19 protein-coding genes are annotated in these 19,374 nt (G+C 54.2%); 13 read left to right on the top strand and 6 right to left on the bottom strand.

Going from position 1 to position 19,374, the window contains the following annotated elements:
- Positions 1-30: 30 nt before the first annotated feature.
- The gene (locus AMM48_RS15360; protein ID WP_102784751.1) at positions 31-927 is read right to left on the bottom strand and encodes a LysR family transcriptional regulator; all 897 of its coding nucleotides are present in this window, start codon (positions 925-927) and stop codon (positions 31-33) included.
- A 136-nt stretch (positions 928-1,063) separates the two neighbouring features.
- Here AMM48_RS15360 and AMM48_RS15355 point away from each other — a divergent pair, with 136 nt between their 5' ends.
- The 3 genes from AMM48_RS15355 to AMM48_RS15345 all read left to right on the top strand — a co-directional run bounded on the left by AMM48_RS15355 (position 1,064) and on the right by AMM48_RS15345 (position 4,907).
- Complete coding sequence (locus tag AMM48_RS15355) at positions 1,064-1,681, top strand: glutathione S-transferase (protein ID WP_102784750.1); 618 nt, start codon at positions 1,064-1,066, stop codon at positions 1,679-1,681.
- A gap of 97 nt (positions 1,682-1,778) precedes the next feature.
- Positions 1,779-3,911: a pyridoxamine 5'-phosphate oxidase family protein gene (locus AMM48_RS15350; protein WP_102784749.1), complete on the top strand. Its 2,133-nt coding sequence runs from the start codon at positions 1,779-1,781 to the stop codon at positions 3,909-3,911.
- Between the two features lie 84 nt (positions 3,912-3,995).
- Positions 3,996-4,907, top strand: coding sequence for a methyltransferase domain-containing protein (locus tag AMM48_RS15345; RefSeq protein ID WP_102784748.1), 912 nt, complete (start codon positions 3,996-3,998; stop codon positions 4,905-4,907).
- Between the two features lie 3 nt (positions 4,908-4,910).
- Here AMM48_RS15345 and AMM48_RS15340 read toward each other — a convergent pair whose 3' ends face one another.
- Positions 4,911-5,129, bottom strand: coding sequence for a DUF6500 family protein (locus AMM48_RS15340; RefSeq protein WP_102784747.1), 219 nt, complete (start codon positions 5,127-5,129; stop codon positions 4,911-4,913).
- A 127-nt stretch (positions 5,130-5,256) separates the two neighbouring features.
- On the opposite strand from AMM48_RS15340, the gene sfsA reads away from it, so the two are divergent.
- The 4 genes from sfsA to AMM48_RS15320 all read left to right on the top strand — a co-directional run bounded on the left by sfsA (position 5,257) and on the right by AMM48_RS15320 (position 8,235).
- Complete coding sequence (gene sfsA, locus AMM48_RS15335; protein ID WP_102784746.1) at positions 5,257-5,970, top strand: DNA/RNA nuclease SfsA; 714 nt, start codon at positions 5,257-5,259, stop codon at positions 5,968-5,970.
- Positions 5,971-6,082: 112 nt separating this feature from the next.
- Positions 6,083-6,889 carry a type I methionyl aminopeptidase gene (gene map, locus AMM48_RS15330; protein ID WP_102784745.1) on the top strand — a complete coding sequence of 269 codons (807 nt, stop codon included), beginning with the start codon at positions 6,083-6,085 and terminating at the stop codon, positions 6,887-6,889.
- A gap of 22 nt (positions 6,890-6,911) precedes the next feature.
- The gene (gene radC / locus AMM48_RS15325) at positions 6,912-7,772 is read left to right on the top strand and encodes a DNA repair protein RadC (protein ID WP_102784744.1); all 861 of its coding nucleotides are present in this window, start codon (positions 6,912-6,914) and stop codon (positions 7,770-7,772) included.
- 46 nt (positions 7,773-7,818) lie between these two features.
- Positions 7,819-8,235: a VOC family protein gene (locus AMM48_RS15320; protein WP_102784743.1), complete on the top strand. Its 417-nt coding sequence runs from the start codon at positions 7,819-7,821 to the stop codon at positions 8,233-8,235.
- Positions 8,236-8,300: 65 nt separating this feature from the next.
- On the opposite strand, the gene AMM48_RS15315 is transcribed toward AMM48_RS15320, so the two are convergent.
- Both AMM48_RS15315 and AMM48_RS15310 read right to left on the bottom strand, forming a co-directional pair.
- On the bottom strand, positions 8,301-8,774 hold the full coding sequence (locus tag AMM48_RS15315; protein WP_102784742.1) for an SRPBCC family protein: 474 nt from the start codon (positions 8,772-8,774) through the stop codon (positions 8,301-8,303).
- 39 nt (positions 8,775-8,813) lie between these two features.
- Complete coding sequence (locus tag AMM48_RS15310) at positions 8,814-9,677, bottom strand: NmrA/HSCARG family protein (protein ID WP_102784741.1); 864 nt, start codon at positions 9,675-9,677, stop codon at positions 8,814-8,816.
- A 103-nt stretch (positions 9,678-9,780) separates the two neighbouring features.
- Between AMM48_RS15310 and AMM48_RS15305 the strand changes: the two genes are divergently transcribed.
- The 6 genes from AMM48_RS15305 (at position 9,781) to AMM48_RS15280 (ending at position 16,739) form a co-directional block, all read left to right on the top strand.
- On the top strand, positions 9,781-10,674 hold the full coding sequence (locus tag AMM48_RS15305) for a LysR family transcriptional regulator (RefSeq protein WP_102784740.1): 894 nt from the start codon (positions 9,781-9,783) through the stop codon (positions 10,672-10,674).
- Positions 10,675-11,220: 546 nt separating this feature from the next.
- Positions 11,221-12,822, top strand: coding sequence for a peptide ABC transporter substrate-binding protein (locus tag AMM48_RS15300; protein ID WP_244271247.1), 1,602 nt, complete (start codon positions 11,221-11,223; stop codon positions 12,820-12,822).
- A gap of 81 nt (positions 12,823-12,903) precedes the next feature.
- Positions 12,904-13,827, top strand: coding sequence for an oligopeptide ABC transporter permease OppB (gene oppB / locus AMM48_RS15295; protein ID WP_022733049.1), 924 nt, complete (start codon positions 12,904-12,906; stop codon positions 13,825-13,827).
- Positions 13,827-14,735: an oligopeptide ABC transporter permease OppC gene (gene oppC / locus AMM48_RS15290; RefSeq protein ID WP_022733048.1), complete on the top strand. Its 909-nt coding sequence runs from the start codon at positions 13,827-13,829 to the stop codon at positions 14,733-14,735. The genes oppB and oppC overlap by 1 nt, the downstream gene beginning before the upstream one ends.
- Before the next feature lie 19 nt (positions 14,736-14,754).
- Positions 14,755-15,729, top strand: coding sequence for an oligopeptide/dipeptide ABC transporter ATP-binding protein (locus AMM48_RS15285; protein ID WP_102784738.1), 975 nt, complete (start codon positions 14,755-14,757; stop codon positions 15,727-15,729).
- 5 nt (positions 15,730-15,734) lie between these two features.
- The gene (locus AMM48_RS15280; RefSeq protein ID WP_102784809.1) at positions 15,735-16,739 is read left to right on the top strand and encodes a dipeptide ABC transporter ATP-binding protein; all 1,005 of its coding nucleotides are present in this window, start codon (positions 15,735-15,737) and stop codon (positions 16,737-16,739) included.
- A 115-nt stretch (positions 16,740-16,854) separates the two neighbouring features.
- Here AMM48_RS15280 and AMM48_RS15275 read toward each other — a convergent pair whose 3' ends face one another.
- A complete protein-coding gene (locus tag AMM48_RS15275; RefSeq protein ID WP_244271246.1) occupies positions 16,855-17,706 on the bottom strand; it encodes a MipA/OmpV family protein in 852 nt (283 codons plus the stop codon).
- A gap of 126 nt (positions 17,707-17,832) precedes the next feature.
- Positions 17,833-19,050 (bottom strand): helix-turn-helix domain-containing protein, encoded by a 1,218-nt coding sequence (locus AMM48_RS15270; protein WP_102784737.1) that lies wholly within the window; start codon positions 19,048-19,050, stop codon positions 17,833-17,835.
- Positions 19,051-19,374 lie beyond the last annotated feature (324 nt).

Below are 19,374 nucleotides of genomic sequence, written 5' to 3'. Positions count from 1 at the left end.
GACCAGGGCCTGACCCTAAAATGCGCCTTCCTAATTAATGCGCGCGTCTGCCCGCAGGCGATCCACCGCCAGATCGATAAAGGAACGCACCTTGGCGGATGCATGGCGGCCTTCGGGATGGACAATATGGATCGGCAGTGGTTCGGGCTCATACTCAGTTAGAACCACGTCAAGCAACCCATCCTGAACATAGGGGACCGCCTGATAGGACAGCAGACGCAGTAGTCCCCAGCCGTCAATTGCTGCCTGGCGGCCGGCTGCAATCGAATTGCTCTGTAGACGTGCTGTGACGGAAAGGTTGATTTTCTGATCCCGGCCAAATTGCCAGTCAAGGGGTATCGAGGATCCGGTCGATGCAATAATCTTATGCGTCCCAAGGTCTGCGGGCACCTGTGGCCGGCCATGTCGTACAAAGTAGTCCGGTGAACCGCAAACGACATGGCGCACGGTTCCAACCTTGATCGCGCTCATGGATGTGTCGGCCATGTGACCGATGCGAATGGCAATATCGATCCCTTCGTCGACAATATTGACAATCCGGTCAAGCAACAGCGCATGGCCGCGCATCTCGGGATAAAGATCAAGGAATTCGGCCAAAATCGGAAAAACATACATCTGCCCGAACAGGACCGGGGCGGTGATCGTCAATGTGCCGCTCGGCTTGGCATACTCGCCCCCTGCGGCGGCTTCGGCCTCACTGAGCGCAGCAAGCAGGCGTTTGCAATCGGCATAATAGCGCGCGCCCGGTTCGGTCAGGGTCACCGATCTTGTTGTTCGGGTCAGAAGCCGAGCACCCGTGATTTCTTCAAGATATGCCACCGCGCGTGTGACTGCGGGTGGACTTGAATGTAATTGCCGCGCAGCTTCGGCGAAGCTTCGGGCTTCGACGACGCGGACAAAAATCCTCATTGCCTGAAATCGATCCATGATGCTTTCCCGACCGCTGACTAATTATTCCATCTTTCGGAACAATGAATTCCCATAAAACCATATTCCTTAATGATGAGGCAACAATCATGATCGGATCATTCCATAAACAGTGTTCACGAAAAGGATCGCGATCATGAAACTGCATCATTTCCCGCTTTCGGGTCATGCCCACCGTGCCCATCTTTTCCTGAGCCTTCTGGGTGTTGAGCACGAGGTAAGCATTGTCGATTTACCAAACGGCGCACATAAATCACCGGAATTCCTTAAGCTGAACCCGCTTGGGCAGGTGCCGGTTCTTGAAGATGGCGATGTCGTGATTGCCGATTCAATTGCCATTATGACCTATGTCGCCAAGAAGCTTGGTGCCACGGACTGGCTGCCCGAAGACGCCGAAGGTGCCGCAAAAGTTCAGAAATGGCTTTCGGTTGCGGCCGGGCAGATTGCCTATGGCGTTTGTGCAGCGCGCCTGATCACGATGTTTAACGCGCCGTTCAATGCAGAAGAAGTCATTGCACGCGCCCATGCCATCCTTGCCCAGATTGAGCAACAGCTTTCGGGCAATGACTGGATCGCGCTTGATCATCCGACCATCGCCGATGTCGCGCTTTACAGCTATATCGCCAATGCACCGGAAGGCAATGTTGACCTTGCCGCCTATGACAATGTGCGCTCGTGGCTGAAGCGGGTTGAAGCCCTGCCCGGTTTCGTCGCGTTTGAGCAAACAGTCGCCGGTCTTCGTACGGCGATCTGACGGGCCGGGCCGGTCTTTCACTGTGTTTGTGCCCCCGCTCAAACTCCCCCTGCCCCAAGACCGGCCCTGAGCCTCGTCCTTCGAAAAGGAAACAGTCATGAACACGCGCAGTGCATCGCCCTCAAAAATCCCATCTTCCGCCCCCGTCCAATTCACGCCGTCAGGTGCGGACACGCCCGGCCCGTGGCATGAGGGCGAGATCCACATGCAACAGTTGGTCGGTGTCGAGACAAAGATGGCCGAGATGGGCAAACGTGTGCTGCGTGATCATCTGATTGATCAACATCGTCAGTTCTATCCGCAACTGCCCTTTGCCGTATTTGGCACGGTGGATGATGCGGGCGATGTCTGGGCAACCCTTCGCGCCAACCACCCCGGATTTCTCAGCTCACCCGATCCCCATCATCTTTCGGTCAACATCCCGCGCGATGCGACCGATCCTGCGGATGCCGGCATAGGTGACGGCACGGCGATCGGCATGATCGGGATTGAACTGCATACCAGACGGCGTAACCGTATGAACGGTACAATTGCGCATTCTTCCGATGATCACTTTACCATCGAGGTCGGGCACAGCTATGGCAATTGCCCGCAGTATATCCATCTGCGCGATTTTGAATTCATCCGTGATCCACTTGCCCCTGCCCTGTCATCCCCCGAAACGTCGGCAGAACTTGATGAACGGGCGCGGGCGATCATTGCCGCTGCCGACACCTTTTTTGTTGCAACCTATGTTGATCGTGCCGGAAAAAAACGCGAAGTCGATGTGTCCCATCGCGGCGGCAAAGCCGGGTTTGTCCACATAGACGCCGACGGCACCCTGACCATTCCCGATTTTGCCGGAAACCTGTTTTTCAACACGCTGGGCAATATCCTGACCAACCCGAAGGCAGGGTTGATCTTTACCGATTTTAACACGGGCAATGTCCTGCAAATCACCGGCGATGCCGACGTCATTGTCGAAGGGCCGGAAATCGCCGCCTTTCAGGGGGCTGAACGGTTGTGGCGTGTTTTCCCGCGCAAGGTGGTTTTCAGGGACTCTGCCCTGCCGATACGCTGGCGCGATCAAGCGGACGGTGCATCGCCCAACAGCCTTCTGACCGGTGATTGGGAAAGTGCGGCACGGAACCTTGCGGCCATTGAGGCGGCAAAAAGCTGGCGTCCGTTCAAAATTGCCCGGATTACCGAGGAAAACCACCTGATCAAATCGTTCCACCTTGAACCGGCAGATCAGAATGGCACTTTACCCAACAAAGCGGGGCAGCATTTACCGATCCGTGTGCAGATACCCGGTACGGACACGCCGTTGATCCGGACCTATACGCTTTCAAATGGGCCATCGGATGATACCTATCGCATCAGCGTAAAGCGCGAAGGTGTTGTCTCAAGCCACTTGCATGACACCCTGCGCGTTGGCGATGTGATCGAGGCGCGGGCACCAGCCGGCGAGTTTCACCTTGATGCCGACGCAAAGCGGCCGGTGGTTCTGATGGCAGGTGGCATTGGCATTACACCAATGATTTCGATGCTGCGCCATATTGTCTATGAAGGACTGCGCACGCGCGGTTTCCGTCCGACATGGCTGTTTTATTCTGCCCGCAGTCTGGCAGACCGGGCCTTTGACAGCGAGATCATTGAACTTGTGAAGGCCGCACAGGGCAACATTCGCCTTGTCCGGGTTCTGGCCGATGCAGATGGGGCAGAACCACGCAAGGATTACGAGGCATCAGGTCATATCGACATGAACTTGCTTCGGTCCCTGCTGCCGTTTGATGATTTTGATTTTTATCTGTGCGGGCCGCCGCCCTTCATGCAGGCGATGTATGATGGCCTGCGCGGGCTGAACATTACCAACAACCGCATCCATGCCGAGGCCTTTGGCCCCGCATCGCTGCAACGAAGCCTTGATGCCAATGACCAATTGCCCGAACTCGCCCCGGCGAGCTCCAAAGCAACACAGGTCGAATTCGCAAAATCCGGTCAGACGGCCATCTGGCAACCCGACGCCGACAAGACGCTGCTTGAACTTGCCGAGGACGCCGGGCTTGCCCCCGAAGCCAGCTGCCGCGGCGGGAATTGCGGTACATGCCGGACCAAAATTTTACAAGGTCGCGTGACCTATAAAACGCACCCCAGTGCGACCTTTAAACCCGACGAGGCCCTGATCTGCTGTGCTATGCCCGCCGCGTCCGAAACCGACGGTGATGCGCCGCTCATATTGGAACTTTAAGGCCGATCTTCGATTGCGCCATGGGGCGGGACACTCTATCTAGGTCGTAACATTTGAAACGACTTTGCCGGAGCTTCCCGCCCCATGGCCGATCCGATCACGGTCTTTGATCGTCATATCCTTAAACTGCGCCGCGACCGCGCCGCATCGCGCGCGTCCGAGTTCAACTTCCTGTTTGCCGAAACCGCCGACCGGCTGGCCGACCGGCTTGAAGACACCACGCGCAGCTTCCCGCGTGCGGTTGATCTTGGCTGTCACAGTGGTGAGTTGGCACAGATCCTTGCCGCAAGCAGCCGGGTTGAGACATTGCATCAAGCTGATATCTCGTATCGTTATGCCAAGGCAGCCCGTGATCTTAATGGCCGATCGAGCATGGTGGCCGATGAAGAATTCCTGCCCTTTGCCGAAGGATCGCTTGATCTGATCTTGTCGAACTTGAGCCTGCATTGGGTCAATGATCTGCCGGGCATGTTGCTTCAGGCCCGACGTGCGCTGAAATCCGATGGGTTGTTTCTGGCGTCTATGCTGGGTGGGGAGACGCTTAAAGACCTGCGCGAAGCCCTGATGACAGCCGAGGCCGAAGAAGAAGGCGGCGTATCGCCGCGCGTATCGCCATTTGTCGATGTCAAAGATGCCGGGGCATTGCTTCAACGCAGCGGCTTTGCCCTGCCGGTGGTCGATGCAGATGACATCACGATTGATTATCCCGATGCGCTTAAACTGATGCGCGACCTTTCGGGGATGGGCGAAAGCAACATTGTCGCCAAACGGTCCAAAAAGTTCACCAAGCGCAGTACGCTTGCCCGTGCGGCGGCGATCTATCACGAACGCCATGGCCGCGACGATGGCCGGGTGCATGCCAAGTTTCAGGTGATCTATCTGACCGGCTGGGCACCAGATGAAAGCCAGCCAAAGCCGCTCCGCCGGGGTTCCGGTCAGGTCAGTCTGGTGGATTTCCTTGGTGACGTTCCAGACAAGCCGGAACCAAAAAACTAAGACTTATTGGCCCATTTGAATCATCTCGCGGATTTTGGTGGCCTTTTCGAAATGATCAAGCTGGTGGGTTTTGATCCACCATGTGGCGGCCTCCATCAACCTATCCGGATCATCATTGCGGTTGGCAAAAAACGCATAGAATGACAGGCCGACATTTTCGCCTTTTTGCGCGATCTTTTTGTCGCAAACGGCAATGGCTTTAGCGCGAAGGGTCTGGCGCAATTTTCAATCCTCTGGCGGTTTTGAGCGGTAAGGGGTTGATGTATGACGCGATTGCCGTGAAATTGGCAGCATGTTTTAGAAATCACATGACAGTTCCTGTCAGGACAGTTTCCCCGAAAGGCCAACGATGCATCTTCCAACCCCGCTGATCCACGGCACGCTGATCAAACGCTATAAACGGTTTTTGGCCGATGTTGAACTTGATAGCGGGGAGGTTATTACCGCGCATTGTGCCAATCCGGGTGGGATGATCGGGCTTAAGGAGCCGGGCATTGATGTCTGGCTGTCGCAATCAGACAATCCCAAACGCAAACTGAAATATAGCTGGGAGCTGTGCCAGATCGGGGATGCATGGATCGGGATCAATACATCCCACCCCAATGCGATTGTCGAAGAAGCCATTTTGAACGGTCTGGTTCCCGAACTGTCGGGGTATGAAACCCTGAAACGCGAAGTGAAGTACGGCAAGAATTCGCGGATTGATATCCTGCTGTCTGATCCAGACCGCGGGCTTTGTTATGTCGAAGTCAAAAACGTCCATCTTAAACGTGACGAAGACGTCCCCGGTTTGGCCGAATTCCCCGATGCCGTCACTGCACGCGGGGCAAAGCATTTGGATGAAATGACCGATATGGTCGCCGAAGGCCACCGGGCGGTGATGTTTTACCTGATCCAGCGGACCGATTGTGACCGGTTTACGCTTTCGACCGATATTGATCCGCATTATGGCGATCGGTTTAAGGCTGCGCGCGAAAACGGGGTTGAGGCGATTGCCTATGACTGTGCGATCAGCACCAACGACGTTTCGGTTTATAAGCCACTGCCGATTGTGGACCTGTAAGGCATCGGTGACCGATGCATATCAGCCAAACCTTGCCAATATGACCGTCTGGCTTTATGTCATTGTGCAACAAATTCGATAGACATTATAGCCGAGCTTAAGGAGATTTCGGGTGGCGAACGGAAAAGTTAAACTTCACGGCCCCGAAGCATTTGAAGGCATGCGCGCCGCCGGTCGGCTGGCAGCGGAAGTGCTTGATATGATTACCCCGCATGTTGTGCCGGGTGTGACCACGGGTGAGCTTGATCGCCTGTGTGATGAATATATCCGCGATCACAATTCGATTTCGGCCTGCCTGAATTATCGCGGCTTCCCGAAATCAATCTGCACATCGATCAACCATGTGGTCTGCCACGGCATTCCGGGTGACAAGAAACTTCAGAATGGCGACATCATGAATATTGATGTCACGGTCATTGTTGATGGGTGGTATGGCGATACATCACGCATGTATATCGCCGGTACGCCCAAAGTCATGGCCCAGCGTCTTGTCGATGTCACCTATGAAGCGCTTTGGCGCGGGATTAACGCGGTTAAGCCAGGTGCGACGCTTGGCGATATCGGCCACGCGATCCAGTCCTATGCCGAAGGTGAGCGGTTCTCTGTTGTGCGTGATTTCTGTGGTCACGGGCTTGGTCAGGTGTTTCATGATGCGCCGAATATCCTGCATTACGGCACGCCGGGCGAAGGGCTTGTTCTGGAACCGGGCATGATCTTTACGATTGAGCCGATGATCAATCAGGGCACTTATGCGTGTAAAATTTTACCTGATGGCTGGACAGCGGTGACGCGAGACCGCAAACTGTCTTCACAGTTTGAACATTCGCTTGGCGTGACCGACGACGGGTTTGAAATCTTTACCCGATCACCGGCCGGTCTGGACAAACCACCCTATGATCTTGGCAAAGCAGCCGAGTAACGGGTAAACGGGGGAAGCAGATTTGAGCGACACCAAAAATCGCAAAGCTGCTTTGACCCCGACTTCTGAAATCGATGACGGGACGCGGGTGTTTTTTGATCAGGCCCGCGACATCCCTTCTGCGATACAGAGCCCGGCATCCCCAGCCGTTTCCGAGCACGATACGCCCCTGCCTGCATCGTCGGCAGACGCCACAACACCGAAATCCGCCAAACCGCATTATCACGGCCACCGCCAACGGTTGCGCGACCGCTTTATCAAGGGCGGTGCGACCGCCTTGGCTGACTATGAGTTGCTCGAACTGATGCTGTGCATGGCGATGCCGCGCGGTGATGTTAAACCGCTGGCCAAATCGCTGATTGCGCAGTTTGGCAGCTTTGCCAATGTGTTATCCGCCCGGCCCGAAGATTTGCACAAGGCCAAGGGGCTTGGCGAGGCAGGCATTGCCGCGATTAAAATAGCCGAGGCCAGCGCACAACATTTATCGCGTGAGCGGGCGATGGAACTGCCGGTGATTGCCAGTTGGGAACAGCTGATTGATTATTGCCGGGTGCGGATCGGGCATTTGAAAAACGAAGAACTGCATTTGCTGTTTCTTGATCGTAAAAACCGCCTGATTGCCGATGAATGCCATCAACGCGGCACCGTCGATCATACCCCGGTCTATCCACGCGAAGTCATCAAACGCGCGCTTGAGCTGCATGCATCCGCCATCATATTGGTCCACAACCATCCCAGTGGCGATGCCACCCCGTCACGCGGTGATATCGAGATAACGCGCAAGATCGTTGAGGCCGCCAAGGCGATGGACATTGCCGTCCATGACCACATCATCATCAGTCAGGCCGGATATAATTCGTTTAAGACCCTTGGTTTGATTTAAGGCCGCCACCCTACAGCTCCCCCTATTTCCAACAGGAAAGAACGCCATGCCCCATATTGGTTTGATCACGCTTGTTGTACGCGATTATGACGATGCCATTGCGTTTTATACCGACAAGGTCGGGTTTGATTTGATTGAGGATACCGATCTTGGTGATGGCAAACGCTGGGTGATTGTTGGCCCCAAGGGGGCACAGGAAACACGCATTCTGCTGGCCCGTGCAAGTGGCGAGCGCCAAACATGCATCATCGGCGATCAAACGGGTGGCCGGGTCGGATTTTTCCTCAATACCGATGATTTTGCCCGCGATTATGACCGCATGCGCCAAGCCGGCGTGCCATTTCTCGAACAGCCACGCCATGAACCCTATGGCACGGTGGCGGTATTTGAAGACCTGTATGGCAATAAGTGGGATTTGCTGGAGCTTAAAGCCATGCCCCCAAAAAATCTGGTCAGCCATTAAAAATGACCGACCAGACTACAGTGACGTGTGCTGTTTGTATTGTTGGTTGATGAGAGTATCGAGGATCAAATCCTGCCGTCAGCAACCATTTCACGTGTGCGCTTCAATGTGGATAAAAGGGCTGCTTTGTAGCCCTTATCGCTGTCGAACTGTGCTTGTTCTGCCTGTTCCTCCGGGCCGTTCGGTGCCTTATCGCGCAGGCCGAGGTAGCAATAGAATTTGAGCTGAAGGTCGCCCGCCTCATCCTCGAACAATTCATTGATGATGGCACCTTCACGCGGGCCCGTCGCCTGAAAGAAGGTGACCTTGTGTTGCGGCTCCAACGTGATGATCTCGCGCAGGTCGACACTGCCGATCGTGGCGTTGCGGACGAAATGCGTTGCACTTTCCTCTGTGACGTCGCAGCGGGTGCAAAGGCCTGCCGGGAGGAATTGGCGCGCATCGCGGGCCTTCAGTTCGAGGCCCTTCCAGACCTGCTCGCGCGTGAGCTTTGCCTCGCCTTCCGGGTTCACCGGGACGGTTGCAGTCGAATAGATCATGTCGATGGTCCTTTTTCGGTGGTGTTGGAATGGAGGCGATCAGCCAATGATTTGCGCAACGTAGTCACGATAGGAGCGCAGCGGACGACCAAGCATAGATGTCAACCGGTCGACGTCACCGACGTCTGGAAGCATGCCATCGGTCAGGAAGCGTTCGGCCATCAGGCGCATGTCGAATGCCATCCAACTTGGCATAAACTGACGCAAGTTCTGTTCGAACCCGGCGGTGTCGTTGCCGGGAAAAGCAATTGCACGGCCAAGGACATCGCCCCAAATCGCTGCGGCATCGTTGCCGGTCAGCGTGTCCGGACCAACGAGATTGATGCGATTGATCGGCAATGGTGTTGCTGACTGTTCACGACGGATCAGTTCGAGCGCGGCAATTTCGCCGACGTCACGCGCGTCGATCATCGCAAGGCCCTTCTCGCCAATCGGCATCGGATAAATGCCATAATTAATGACGACATCCTTGATCGTAATCTCGTTATCCATGTAATAGGCTGGGCGCAAGATGGTGGCGCTGAGGCCCATGTGTTCGATCATCCGCTCGACGCCGAACTTGCCGGCAAAATGCGGCACGTTGACATAGATATCGCTGTGGATCACCGACAGATATACAATCCGCTCAATCCCGGCCTCGCGGGCAAGGTTAAGCGCAATCAGCGCCTGCGTGTATTCGTCGGCGACAACCCCGTTCAACAGGAACAGAGTAGAGACGCCCGACATGGCCTGCCGCAGTGAGTCTACGTCAAGCAGGTCCCCTTGGACGACTTCCACGCTGATCGGGAAACTCGCTTTAGACGGATCACGGACCAACGCACGCACATCGGCACCACGGTTCACAAGTTGTTCGACGACATTACGACCGACATTTCCAGTCGCACCGGTGATTAGAATGGTCATGGGTTATCTCCTTGGTTAAGTAATTTGACTGCCCCCAATTTAATGATCCACATTCTTACCGATAGACGCTATATTTAGACATACTGTCTCACTGGTGGAACATATGAACCTTCTTGCTCTTGCTGACTTCAATCTGGTCGCCCGCCACGAAGGGTTTGGAAAAGCGTCGCGCGCCACCGGCCGCCCAAAAGCGACACTGTCGCGGCGCGTCGCAGAGCTCGAGGCGAGCCTTGAGCTGCGCTTGTTCGAGCGCGGCGCACGGCTACTCAAGCTGACAGAGGAAGGAAGAGCCCTGTTCGAACGGACGAGCCAGTTGTTCACCGAACTCGACGAAACAACTGCGGCAATAGCCTCAGGTGGACGCGAACCGAGGGGACGGCTTCGTATCAGTGCGCCTTTGCTGTTTTCGCAGACTGCGATGGGTAAGTTGGCCGCAGACTTTGCCCTTAAGTATCCGAGGGTCCAACTTGAAGTCACGACCGAAGATCGGCCCGTCGATATGATCGAGGAAGCCTATGATCTGGTGATAAGGGTCAACCCGGAGCCCGATGAAAGTCTGGTTGGAAGAGCCTTCCTGCATGACCGACTGGTGATCGTTGCCAGCCCCGACCTGCCGCGCCCGATAGATGGATCTGCGGCCCCAGCTGTCGTGCGGGGGCAAGCCCGCCAAGGCGAAATCTGGAATGTGAAGACACCGACGAGCCAATCGGGGATCGCGGTCAATCCGGTCCTGAGCCTGTCATCGCTCGTCATGGTGCGGGACGCCGTGCGAAAAGGGGTCGGTGTCGGACGTCTGCCCGTGTCGCTCGTCAGACACGATATTAGCGATGGCACGCTGGTGCAGTGGGGGGATGTTGACGGGAATGAAATCACCTTGTGGGCACTCTACCCGTCTCGCCGATTGCTAAGCGCACGCGTGTCGGCGTTCCTCGACTTTTTACGAGAAGCCTTTCCCAAAGGAACACCCGATGAGCTCGCGGCCTATGTGGGAAGATAAACGCCATATGTCACGGTTTCCGTCTTTGCCTGTCTGTATGGCAACAAGCAGGATTTTCTGGAACTGAACCCCTTAGACAAAACCTGATTCCCTTATCCGGGCGGCTCAATCCGGATCTTTTAGAATCCGATGTTTAACGCAATTTGCCGGGTGCCACTCCCAAAAGGCAAACATCGATTCGTACCCGGCATTAAGCGCCAACGCCTTGAATGTGAAGTACTTCACTCTAAAAATACAACTTTTCCGGGTTACATCACATTTCCCTGAACATCGAATAGTGACCTGATATCCAAATTGTCGCCCTTGTCGTGCATGTTTAGATTATCAGTCAACTTACGCAGTTTACGCAAAGTTCAGCTATGAAATGGACAATATTGCGCAAAATTCCACCATTTGTTTCATCAATATGAAATCACGACTTGCAGTTGACGCATGGCAGCCTCAGTATTTTTGCGTACGTACTTTCAGGGAGTACGTCACAACAAATCAAAATTGTTGAGGGAGACATTTCACATGTCACAAAATGCGATGACCACAAAAGGTCTCGTGAGCGGACTGATAAAGTCGTCACGAGCCTTTGTGCTGGGGACCGCCTTGATTGCCGGGTCGATGACCATGTTGTCCTCCACCCACGCGCAGGCCGAAAAGATTCTGCGGGTCGGGAATGATGGCGAACCACAATCCATGGACCCACATTTCATCTCGACCGTTCAGACCAGCCGTGTTTCCGATGATATGTCACTGGGTCTTCTGACATATGGCCCCGATGGTCAGCCAGTCCCCGGAGCGGCCGAAAGCTGGACCGTTTCAGACGACGGGATGACATATACCTTTAAAATCCGCGATCATAACTGGTCGGATGGCACCCCGGTCACGGCACAGGACTTCATCGCAGGGTGGCAACGCCTTCTTGATCCGGCACTGGGTGCTGAATATGCGTCGCTTTTGTACATCATTGAAGGTGCCGAAGACGTCAACACCGGCAAAGATGGCGCGAAACTCGCAGCAACTGCCGTTGACGACCATACCCTTAAGGTCAAGCTGACGGCACCAGCCCCTTATTTTCTGGCACAATTGACCCATCAGACCGCCTTTGCCATTCCCCGTCATACGGTGGAAAAATATGGCAAGGACTGGGTAAAGCCGGAAAACATCGTCGTAAACGGTCCTTACAAACTGGTTGAATGGGTTCCGAACGTTCATACCAAACTGGTCAAAAACGAAGAATTTTACGACGCCAAGAACGTTCCGATCGACGAGGTCATTTATTATGCCTACGAAGATCGCACCGCGATGCAAAACAGATTCCGTGCGGACGAGCTTGACGTTGCACGTGACATCGCATCCGAACAAATTTCCTGGTTGCGTGACAATCTGAGCGACAGCCTGCGCATCGCGCCCTATGCGGGCATTTATTATTACGCGATCCGAACCGACAAAGAAAAGTTCGCCGATCCGCGCGTGCGTAAGGCGCTTTCAATGGCCATCAACCGCGAAGCCATCACTGATGCGGTTCTGAAAACCGGTGAACTTCCGGCATATTCATTCGTGCCACCGGGAACGGGCAACTATACCGAACCGGCCTATGTTTCATGGAAAGACCTGCCTTATGGCGAGAAGGTCGCAGAAGCCAAGAAACTGATGGCTGAGGCGGGCTATGGGCCAGACAATCCGTTGAAATTCACCCTGCGCTACAACACGTCGGAAAACCACAAGCGTATCGCGATTGCGGCGCAAAACATGTGGAAACAGATCGGTGTCGAAGCGGACCTGTTTAACACCGAAGGCAAAATCCATTATGCCGACCTGAAAGTTGGTGATTTCGAAGTCGCCCGTGCAGGCTGGATTGCCGATTACAACGATGCACAGAACTTCCTGTTCCTTGGTGAAGAACGCACAGGGCCGCTGAATTATGCCGCGTTCGATAACCCGCGCTATAACGAACTTATGCTGGAAGCCGAAAACGAAGGCGACCTGAAAAAGCGCGCAGACCTGATGCATCAGGCCGAAGCCATCATGATGGAAGCGCAGCCCTTCATCCCGATTTACTACTATGTCTCGAAACAGCTTGTATCGCCAAAGATCAAGGGCTGGATCGACAATGCCCCGGATCGTCACCTGACCCGCTGGCTCGACATCGCCGAGTAAATTTCGCCTTGGTATCGCAGGCTTTGAAGGCTTCCTCCCGCCCAAGGCCTGCGATCACCCCGACGGGGATGAGAGAGAAACATGTTATCTTACGCCATTCGGCGCCTGCTGATCGCGATCCCGACACTGTTCATCGTGATCACGGTGGCCTTTTTCATGATGCGTATTGCACCGGGCGGCCCGTTCGATCAGGAACGCGCACTTCCGCCCGAAATCGAAAAGAATATCAAGGCGGCCTACGACCTTGATAAACCGCTGATCGAACAATACGGTATTTATATCGGCAAGCTTTTACAGGGTGATTTTGGCCCGTCGATCAAGATCCGCGACTTTTCCGTTGCTGAACTGATCATGGCCGGCGCACCGGCATCCATGCAGCTTGGATTAAGTGCGATTGCCCTGGCCCTTGTGTTTGGGATCGGGTTTGGCACCTATGCCGCCCTTCGACAAAACAGTGCGGTTGATTTTGCCGTGATGGGAATTGCCATGATCGGCATTGCTATCCCGAACTTTGTCATGGCGCCGTTGCTGTCGCTTGTTTTTGGATTGTATCTTGCGATCCTGCCGACCGCAGGATGGGGGGATGGTGAAATCCAGTACAAGATTTTGCCGATCATTGCCCTTGCCCTGCCCCAAATTGCCTATATCGCGCGCCTGACGCGTGGCTCGATGGTCGAAGTGCTGCATTCCAATTATATCCGCACGGCACGTGCCAAGGGACTGCGCGAAAAGTTGGTGGTGAACCGTCATGCGATCAAGGGTGCGCTTTTGCCAGTGATTTCCTATCTCGGCCCCGCGACCGCGGCGGTAATGACGGGCTCGGTTGTGATTGAAAGCATCTTTGGTGTGCCCGGTATTGGCACCTATTTCATCAAGGCCGCATTAAACCGCGACTATCCGTTGGTGATGGGGGTGGTGATTATCTATGCGGTGATGATCATCATGCTGAATTTCCTGGTCGACATGGTTTACGGCCTTCTTGATCCCAAACTGAAGTCACCCTGATGATGAATAAATCCGAAAAGACAGCACTGCTGCAATCCGCAGGTGCGACCAAGGAAATCGAAGGGCGCAGCCTGTGGCGTGATGCCCGCATCCGCCTGTTTCGTAACAAGGCCGCTGTCGGGTCGATGATCATTCTGGGGATTATTACCCTGCTTGCGATCATTGCGCCGCTTTTGAGCCCATATGCCTATGACCAGATCGACTGGGGATATATTCAGGAAGGTCCGAACTGGGAAAACGGCCATATTTTTGGCACCGATGGCAATGGACGCGATCTGTTTGTCCGTGTGCTGTATGGCGCGCGCGTGTCATTGGCCGTCGGGCTTCTGGCAACAGCCGTGTCACTGATCATTGGGGTGACATATGGGGCCATCGCCGGATATTTCGGCGGCAAGATCGACAGCATCATGATGCGGTTTGTCGATGTGCTTTATTCCCTGCCCTTCATGTTCTTTGTCATCATGTTGATGGTGGTGTTTGGTCGAAACATCTTTTTGATTTTTGTCGCCCTTGGCGCGGTTGAATGGTTGACCATGGCGCGCATTGTCCGGGGTCAGACACTTTCGCTGCGGCGACGTGAATTCATTGAGGCCGCCCATGCCACGGGGGTTTCGAACTTCAAAATCATTTTCCGCCATGTGATCCCCAACGTTCTGGGGCCGGTGATTGTCTATATGACACTGACCATTCCCCAAGTGATCCTGACGGAAAGTTTCCTGTCGTTCCTTGGACTGGGTGTGCAGGAGCCCCTGACCAGTTGGGGCGTTCTGATTTCCGAAGGCGCAAAAGTGATCGAAGCATCGACCTGGATGCTGATTTATCCGGCGGTGTTCCTCGCACTGACACTGTTCTGTTTCAACTTCATCGGCGATGGCCTGCGCGATGCGCTGGACCCGAAAGACAGATAGGACAGGAAGGAAACACATCATGACAACCAACCATATTCTGACTGTCGAAAACCTTTCTACGCGGTTTCAAACCCCGGACGGTGAAGTTGAGGCGGTCAATAACGTCAATTTCCACATTGATCCGGGCGAAACGCTTGGCGTTGTCGGGGAATCGGGCTCGGGCAAAACCCAGATTTTCCTGTCCCTGATGGGGCTTTTGGCCAAGAACGGCACATCAACCGGATCGGTCCGCTACAAGGATAAGGAAATCCTTAATTTGCGGTCCCGCGACTTGAACAAAATCCGCGGTGTCTCGATGTCGATGATCTTTCAGGACCCCATGACATCGTTAAACCCGTTTTTGAAAATCTCCCGGCAAATGACAGAGGTTCTGGTCGAACATCGCGGCATGTCCGAGGCAGAAGCCCTAAAACGTGCTGTTGCGATGCTTGACCGTGTTGGCATTCCCGGTGCGGCCCAGCGCGTTCACATGTACCCCCATGAATTTTCCGGCGGCATGCGCCAACGCGTGATGATTGCCATGGCGCTTTTGTGTGATCCGGAAGTTCTGATTGCCGATGAGCCGACCACCGCCCTTGATGTTACGGTACAGGCACAGATCCTTGATCTGTTGCGCGATCTGCAAAAGGACTTCAACACCGCCACCGTCATGATCACCCACGATCTGGGTGTGGTGGCTGGCCTGTGTGATCGGGTGATGGTGATGTATGGCGGGCGGGTTGTTGAAACCGGTACCGTGCGCGACATTTTCTATGACAGTCACCATCCCTATACCGAGGGACTGTTGAAATCGATGCCGCGCATTGATCGCGCCAATGAAGACAGCATGTTCGCCATTCCCGGCCAACCGCCCAATCTTCAGAACCTGCCGACGGGTTGTGCCTATCAGGAACGGTGTGGCTATGTCATGGATCGATGCTGTGTGGAACGCCCGTTGCTCAAAGGTTTTGGGGATGGCCGGGCCAGCGCATGTTTCCGGGAGGACGGGCAATGACGGTCATGACAGCACCAGACAAACGCGAAAACGCCCCGATCCTGTCAGTCCGCGATCTTAAGGTTCATTTCCCGATACCCGGCAAAGGCCTGTTCGCCAAGGACCGCCCGCTTAAGGCCGTCGACGGGGTGAATTTTGATCTGTTTCCCGGTGAAACGCTGGGCGTGGTTGGGGAATCAGGGTGCGGTAAATCGACACTGGGCCGGGCGATTTTACAATTGATTGCCCCATCCGGGGGACAGGTCGCGTGGCTTGGCAAAAACATTGTCGGCATTCCGCACCGCGACATGCAGCCCCTGCGCCGGGATTTTCAGATCATTTTTCAGGATCCGCTGGCCTGTCTTAATCCGCGCATGACCATCGGCGAAATCATTGCCGAGCCGCTGGTCACCCACAAGCCCGAATTGGGCAAGGATGAAATCAAGACACGCGTCAAACGCATGATGGCGCGCGTTGGCCTTTTGCCGCAAATGATCAACCGCTATCCGCATGAATTTTCCGGCGGACAATGCCAGCGTATCGGCATTGCACGCGCAATGATCCTTGAACCTAAACTGATTGTTTGTGATGAACCGGTTTCCGCCCTTGATGTGTCGATCCAGGCGCAGATCGTCAATCTGTTGCAGGAATTGCAGCGCGAATTTGACCTGTCGCTGATTTTCATCAGCCATGATTTGTCAATTGTGCGCCATATCTGTCACCGCATTATGGTGCTGTATCTTGGCAATGTGATGGAGCTTGCGGATCGTGACAGCATCTATGCCGCGCCAAGGCACCCCTATACCAAGGCGCTGATTTCAGCCGTACCAATCCCCGACCCGGAGATTGAACGCAACAAGGAACGCATTGTCCTGACCGGTGATTTGCCAAGTCCGCTGTCGCCGCCATCAGGATGTGTGTTTCGAACGCGTTGCCCGTTTGCACAGGAAAAATGCGCGACAGATGTCCCGAAAATTGATCGTGTTTCGGAAACTCAGGAGGTCGCCTGTCATTTCCACGACAGCATTTGAATAACAAGCCGACCAAAATTGCACCCTGAAACTTAACGGACCGTCTTGCGACGGTCCGTTTTTTTTGTGCAGATTGCCCGTTTGATCATCCCGATCTGATGTCCATTGCGGAAAATCAGAACGTGTAGACAAGCCCAAGACCGGCACTGAGAACGTAATCATCGTCAATGATCGGGCTGTCGGTATATTCATCGGACAGATAGATGAACCCGCCGGTGCCAATGATATTGAGGCTTTCGGTCAGCGGATAGGCGACGGTCACATCAAGATGCGGCAGGAAGGTTGCATCCGGGGCATAGTATGCCCGGTCGCTTCGGACTTCAGCGCGCGAAACACCCGTTCCATAATCAACCAGGTTCTCGCTTTGCCACGTAACACCGGCACCCCACTCAAAGTTGACATCCCCTAATTGCAGCGGCACGAAATAGGACACATCAACCTCATGACCGTTATGGGTATCGGCAACATCGGTCAGATAGCTTCCAATCAGTTCGCCGCGCCATAACCGCGTGCTAAAGCCAATACCAACATCATATCCCATGTCGGTATCCTTCATTCCTCTCAGGTAGTTGCTATCACCTGACTCAAATGGTCCATCACGGAAGCCACCGATCACGGACAGACTGGCAAAATCATTTTGCCAGGCTTTGATGTCGATCCCGTCAATCCCGATATGCATACGCTCCGCATCATATGCAAGAAGTGGAAGCCCGCCTAAATCGGTACTGTCCGCCCCGCGATAGGGATTGCTTTCTATTTGTCCAAATGCACCAAATTGCCAGTCCCCGCCAAGCCACGGGTCCTCGCTGTCGGCATTTGGGTTAACCTGTTCACGCAGAATTTCTCTTCTGCCTTGTTGGGCATGAACCGGACCGGCAATCATCAAAATGATCGCCATCGTACAAAGCCCCAGACCGGTAAGAAGCATGATATCACCGGAGCGGCGTAAAACGTGATTGAAAGACATGTATCGGAACACCCTGAAATTGGTTGATGGGCCGACACTGCCCCGAAGCCCTGAACCTGGCGTCCGTTGTTATATGGTCGTACGCATCAGGCGCCCCCGGATGGTACGAATGCGCATTCGTACGCCTTAGTCGTTTGGTTTATCAACGTTTTCATGACGATACTTACTTGGCGTCAATCCCGTGATCGTCTTGAATGCAAGGTTGAAAGTCGATTTCGAATTGAAGCCAACACTGGTCGCAATATCGAGGACAGTACGTTCCGATTCGCTAACCAGAAGGCGCTCTGCCTCATTAATCCGAACTTCATTGACGAAATCGAAGAAATTTTTGTCCAGATGCTTATTCAGCACGAAAGAAAGTTGATTGGGAGTTACCCCCACCGCCGCAGCCAGTTTCGGCATGGTCAGAAGCGGGTCGAACATCACATTGCGGCCTGCAACGATTTTCTCAAGCCGGGTTCGAATGCGCATGACATTGTCCTCATCGACAATCATGCGCAGCATCCGTGCCTGTTCACCGCCATCATCCCGGCCCGTATCTGGCGGTGTCGCGGCATCACCGGGCACACCTTCCGCACTGGTTTCCGGTTGGACAAACAGCGCAGGGTTCTGCGCAATCACCTGACACATGCGGAAAAACACAAGAACGAACGCCGCCTTTACGCCAAGCGACAGCCACTCGGCCTGCGAAACAAAAAGATCAAACAACTGGGTCACGGTGAAAACGGTAAACAGTATCGTCATCCCGACAAGAAGTTCTATCACCCAGCGACGCAGCCGTTCGCTGTCAACCTGAAGCTGCCAGTCCGCCTGTCGCAGGTAACGCCGGGCCCGTCGCCAGATACCGGTCATGTAAACCGCAAACAGCGTGCAAAACAGGATGACGATCGCAAGCAGCACCATATCTGCCAAACCACTCGACGAGAACGTAATCTGCAAGCCGACATCACGTATATGTCCCTCATCGGCGATCATGCGCGAACGCTTGAAATAGACCATAAGCCCGATTGCTGCAGCTACGGGCACCAAGACAAGGAAATGCCGGTATGGCCGTGATGCCGGGTCGCCCGAAATTTCGCGGAAATACAGGTAGATCGACGGAATGAAGGCAAAAAAGAACGGCGCAAAAACCGGCACAAGATACAGGTTAACAAGCGGACTGATGATCGGATCGAACGTATCGTCGACAAAACTCATCCCGACCGAAAACCCAAACACCATCAGCCAGCGATTGGCCTTGAACGCCCGTTTTCCTTCATCCATCAGCAGGATAATCAGGAAAATCGCCTGAGCGGCTCCAAGCACCGAAACGATCAGAAAAAGAATATCGAGTGTTTCAAACATCCTTACGTCCGTCATGGCGGTTCGGTATTCTAGGATCAGGACTCATTAATTTGATTGGAATGGTCAATCAGATTTGTGCGGATACGCGGAGCGAAACCGCAGGAAGATGTTTATCTTTCAAGGTTTTGCGACAAAGTAGCCCGTGCAAATCCGATTGATCCGAAGGACAGTGGTTATATGTGCGAACTCCCGCGTCAAATCCCTTGTGTGGGATACCAACCCGCCCGGCGGGCTTTTCCTTGGATTTCACACATATAACCACTGCCATTCCAATCAAATTAATGAGTCCTGATCCTAGGGTCTGAACCCAATTGAATATGCGTC

Origin of the sequence: Thalassospira sp. GB04J01 (genome assembly GCF_000751115.1) — a bacterium.
Classification (GTDB): domain Bacteria; phylum Pseudomonadota; class Alphaproteobacteria; order Rhodospirillales; family Thalassospiraceae; genus Thalassospira; species Thalassospira lucentensis.
This window is presented reverse-complemented; position numbering and strand designations above follow the sequence as displayed.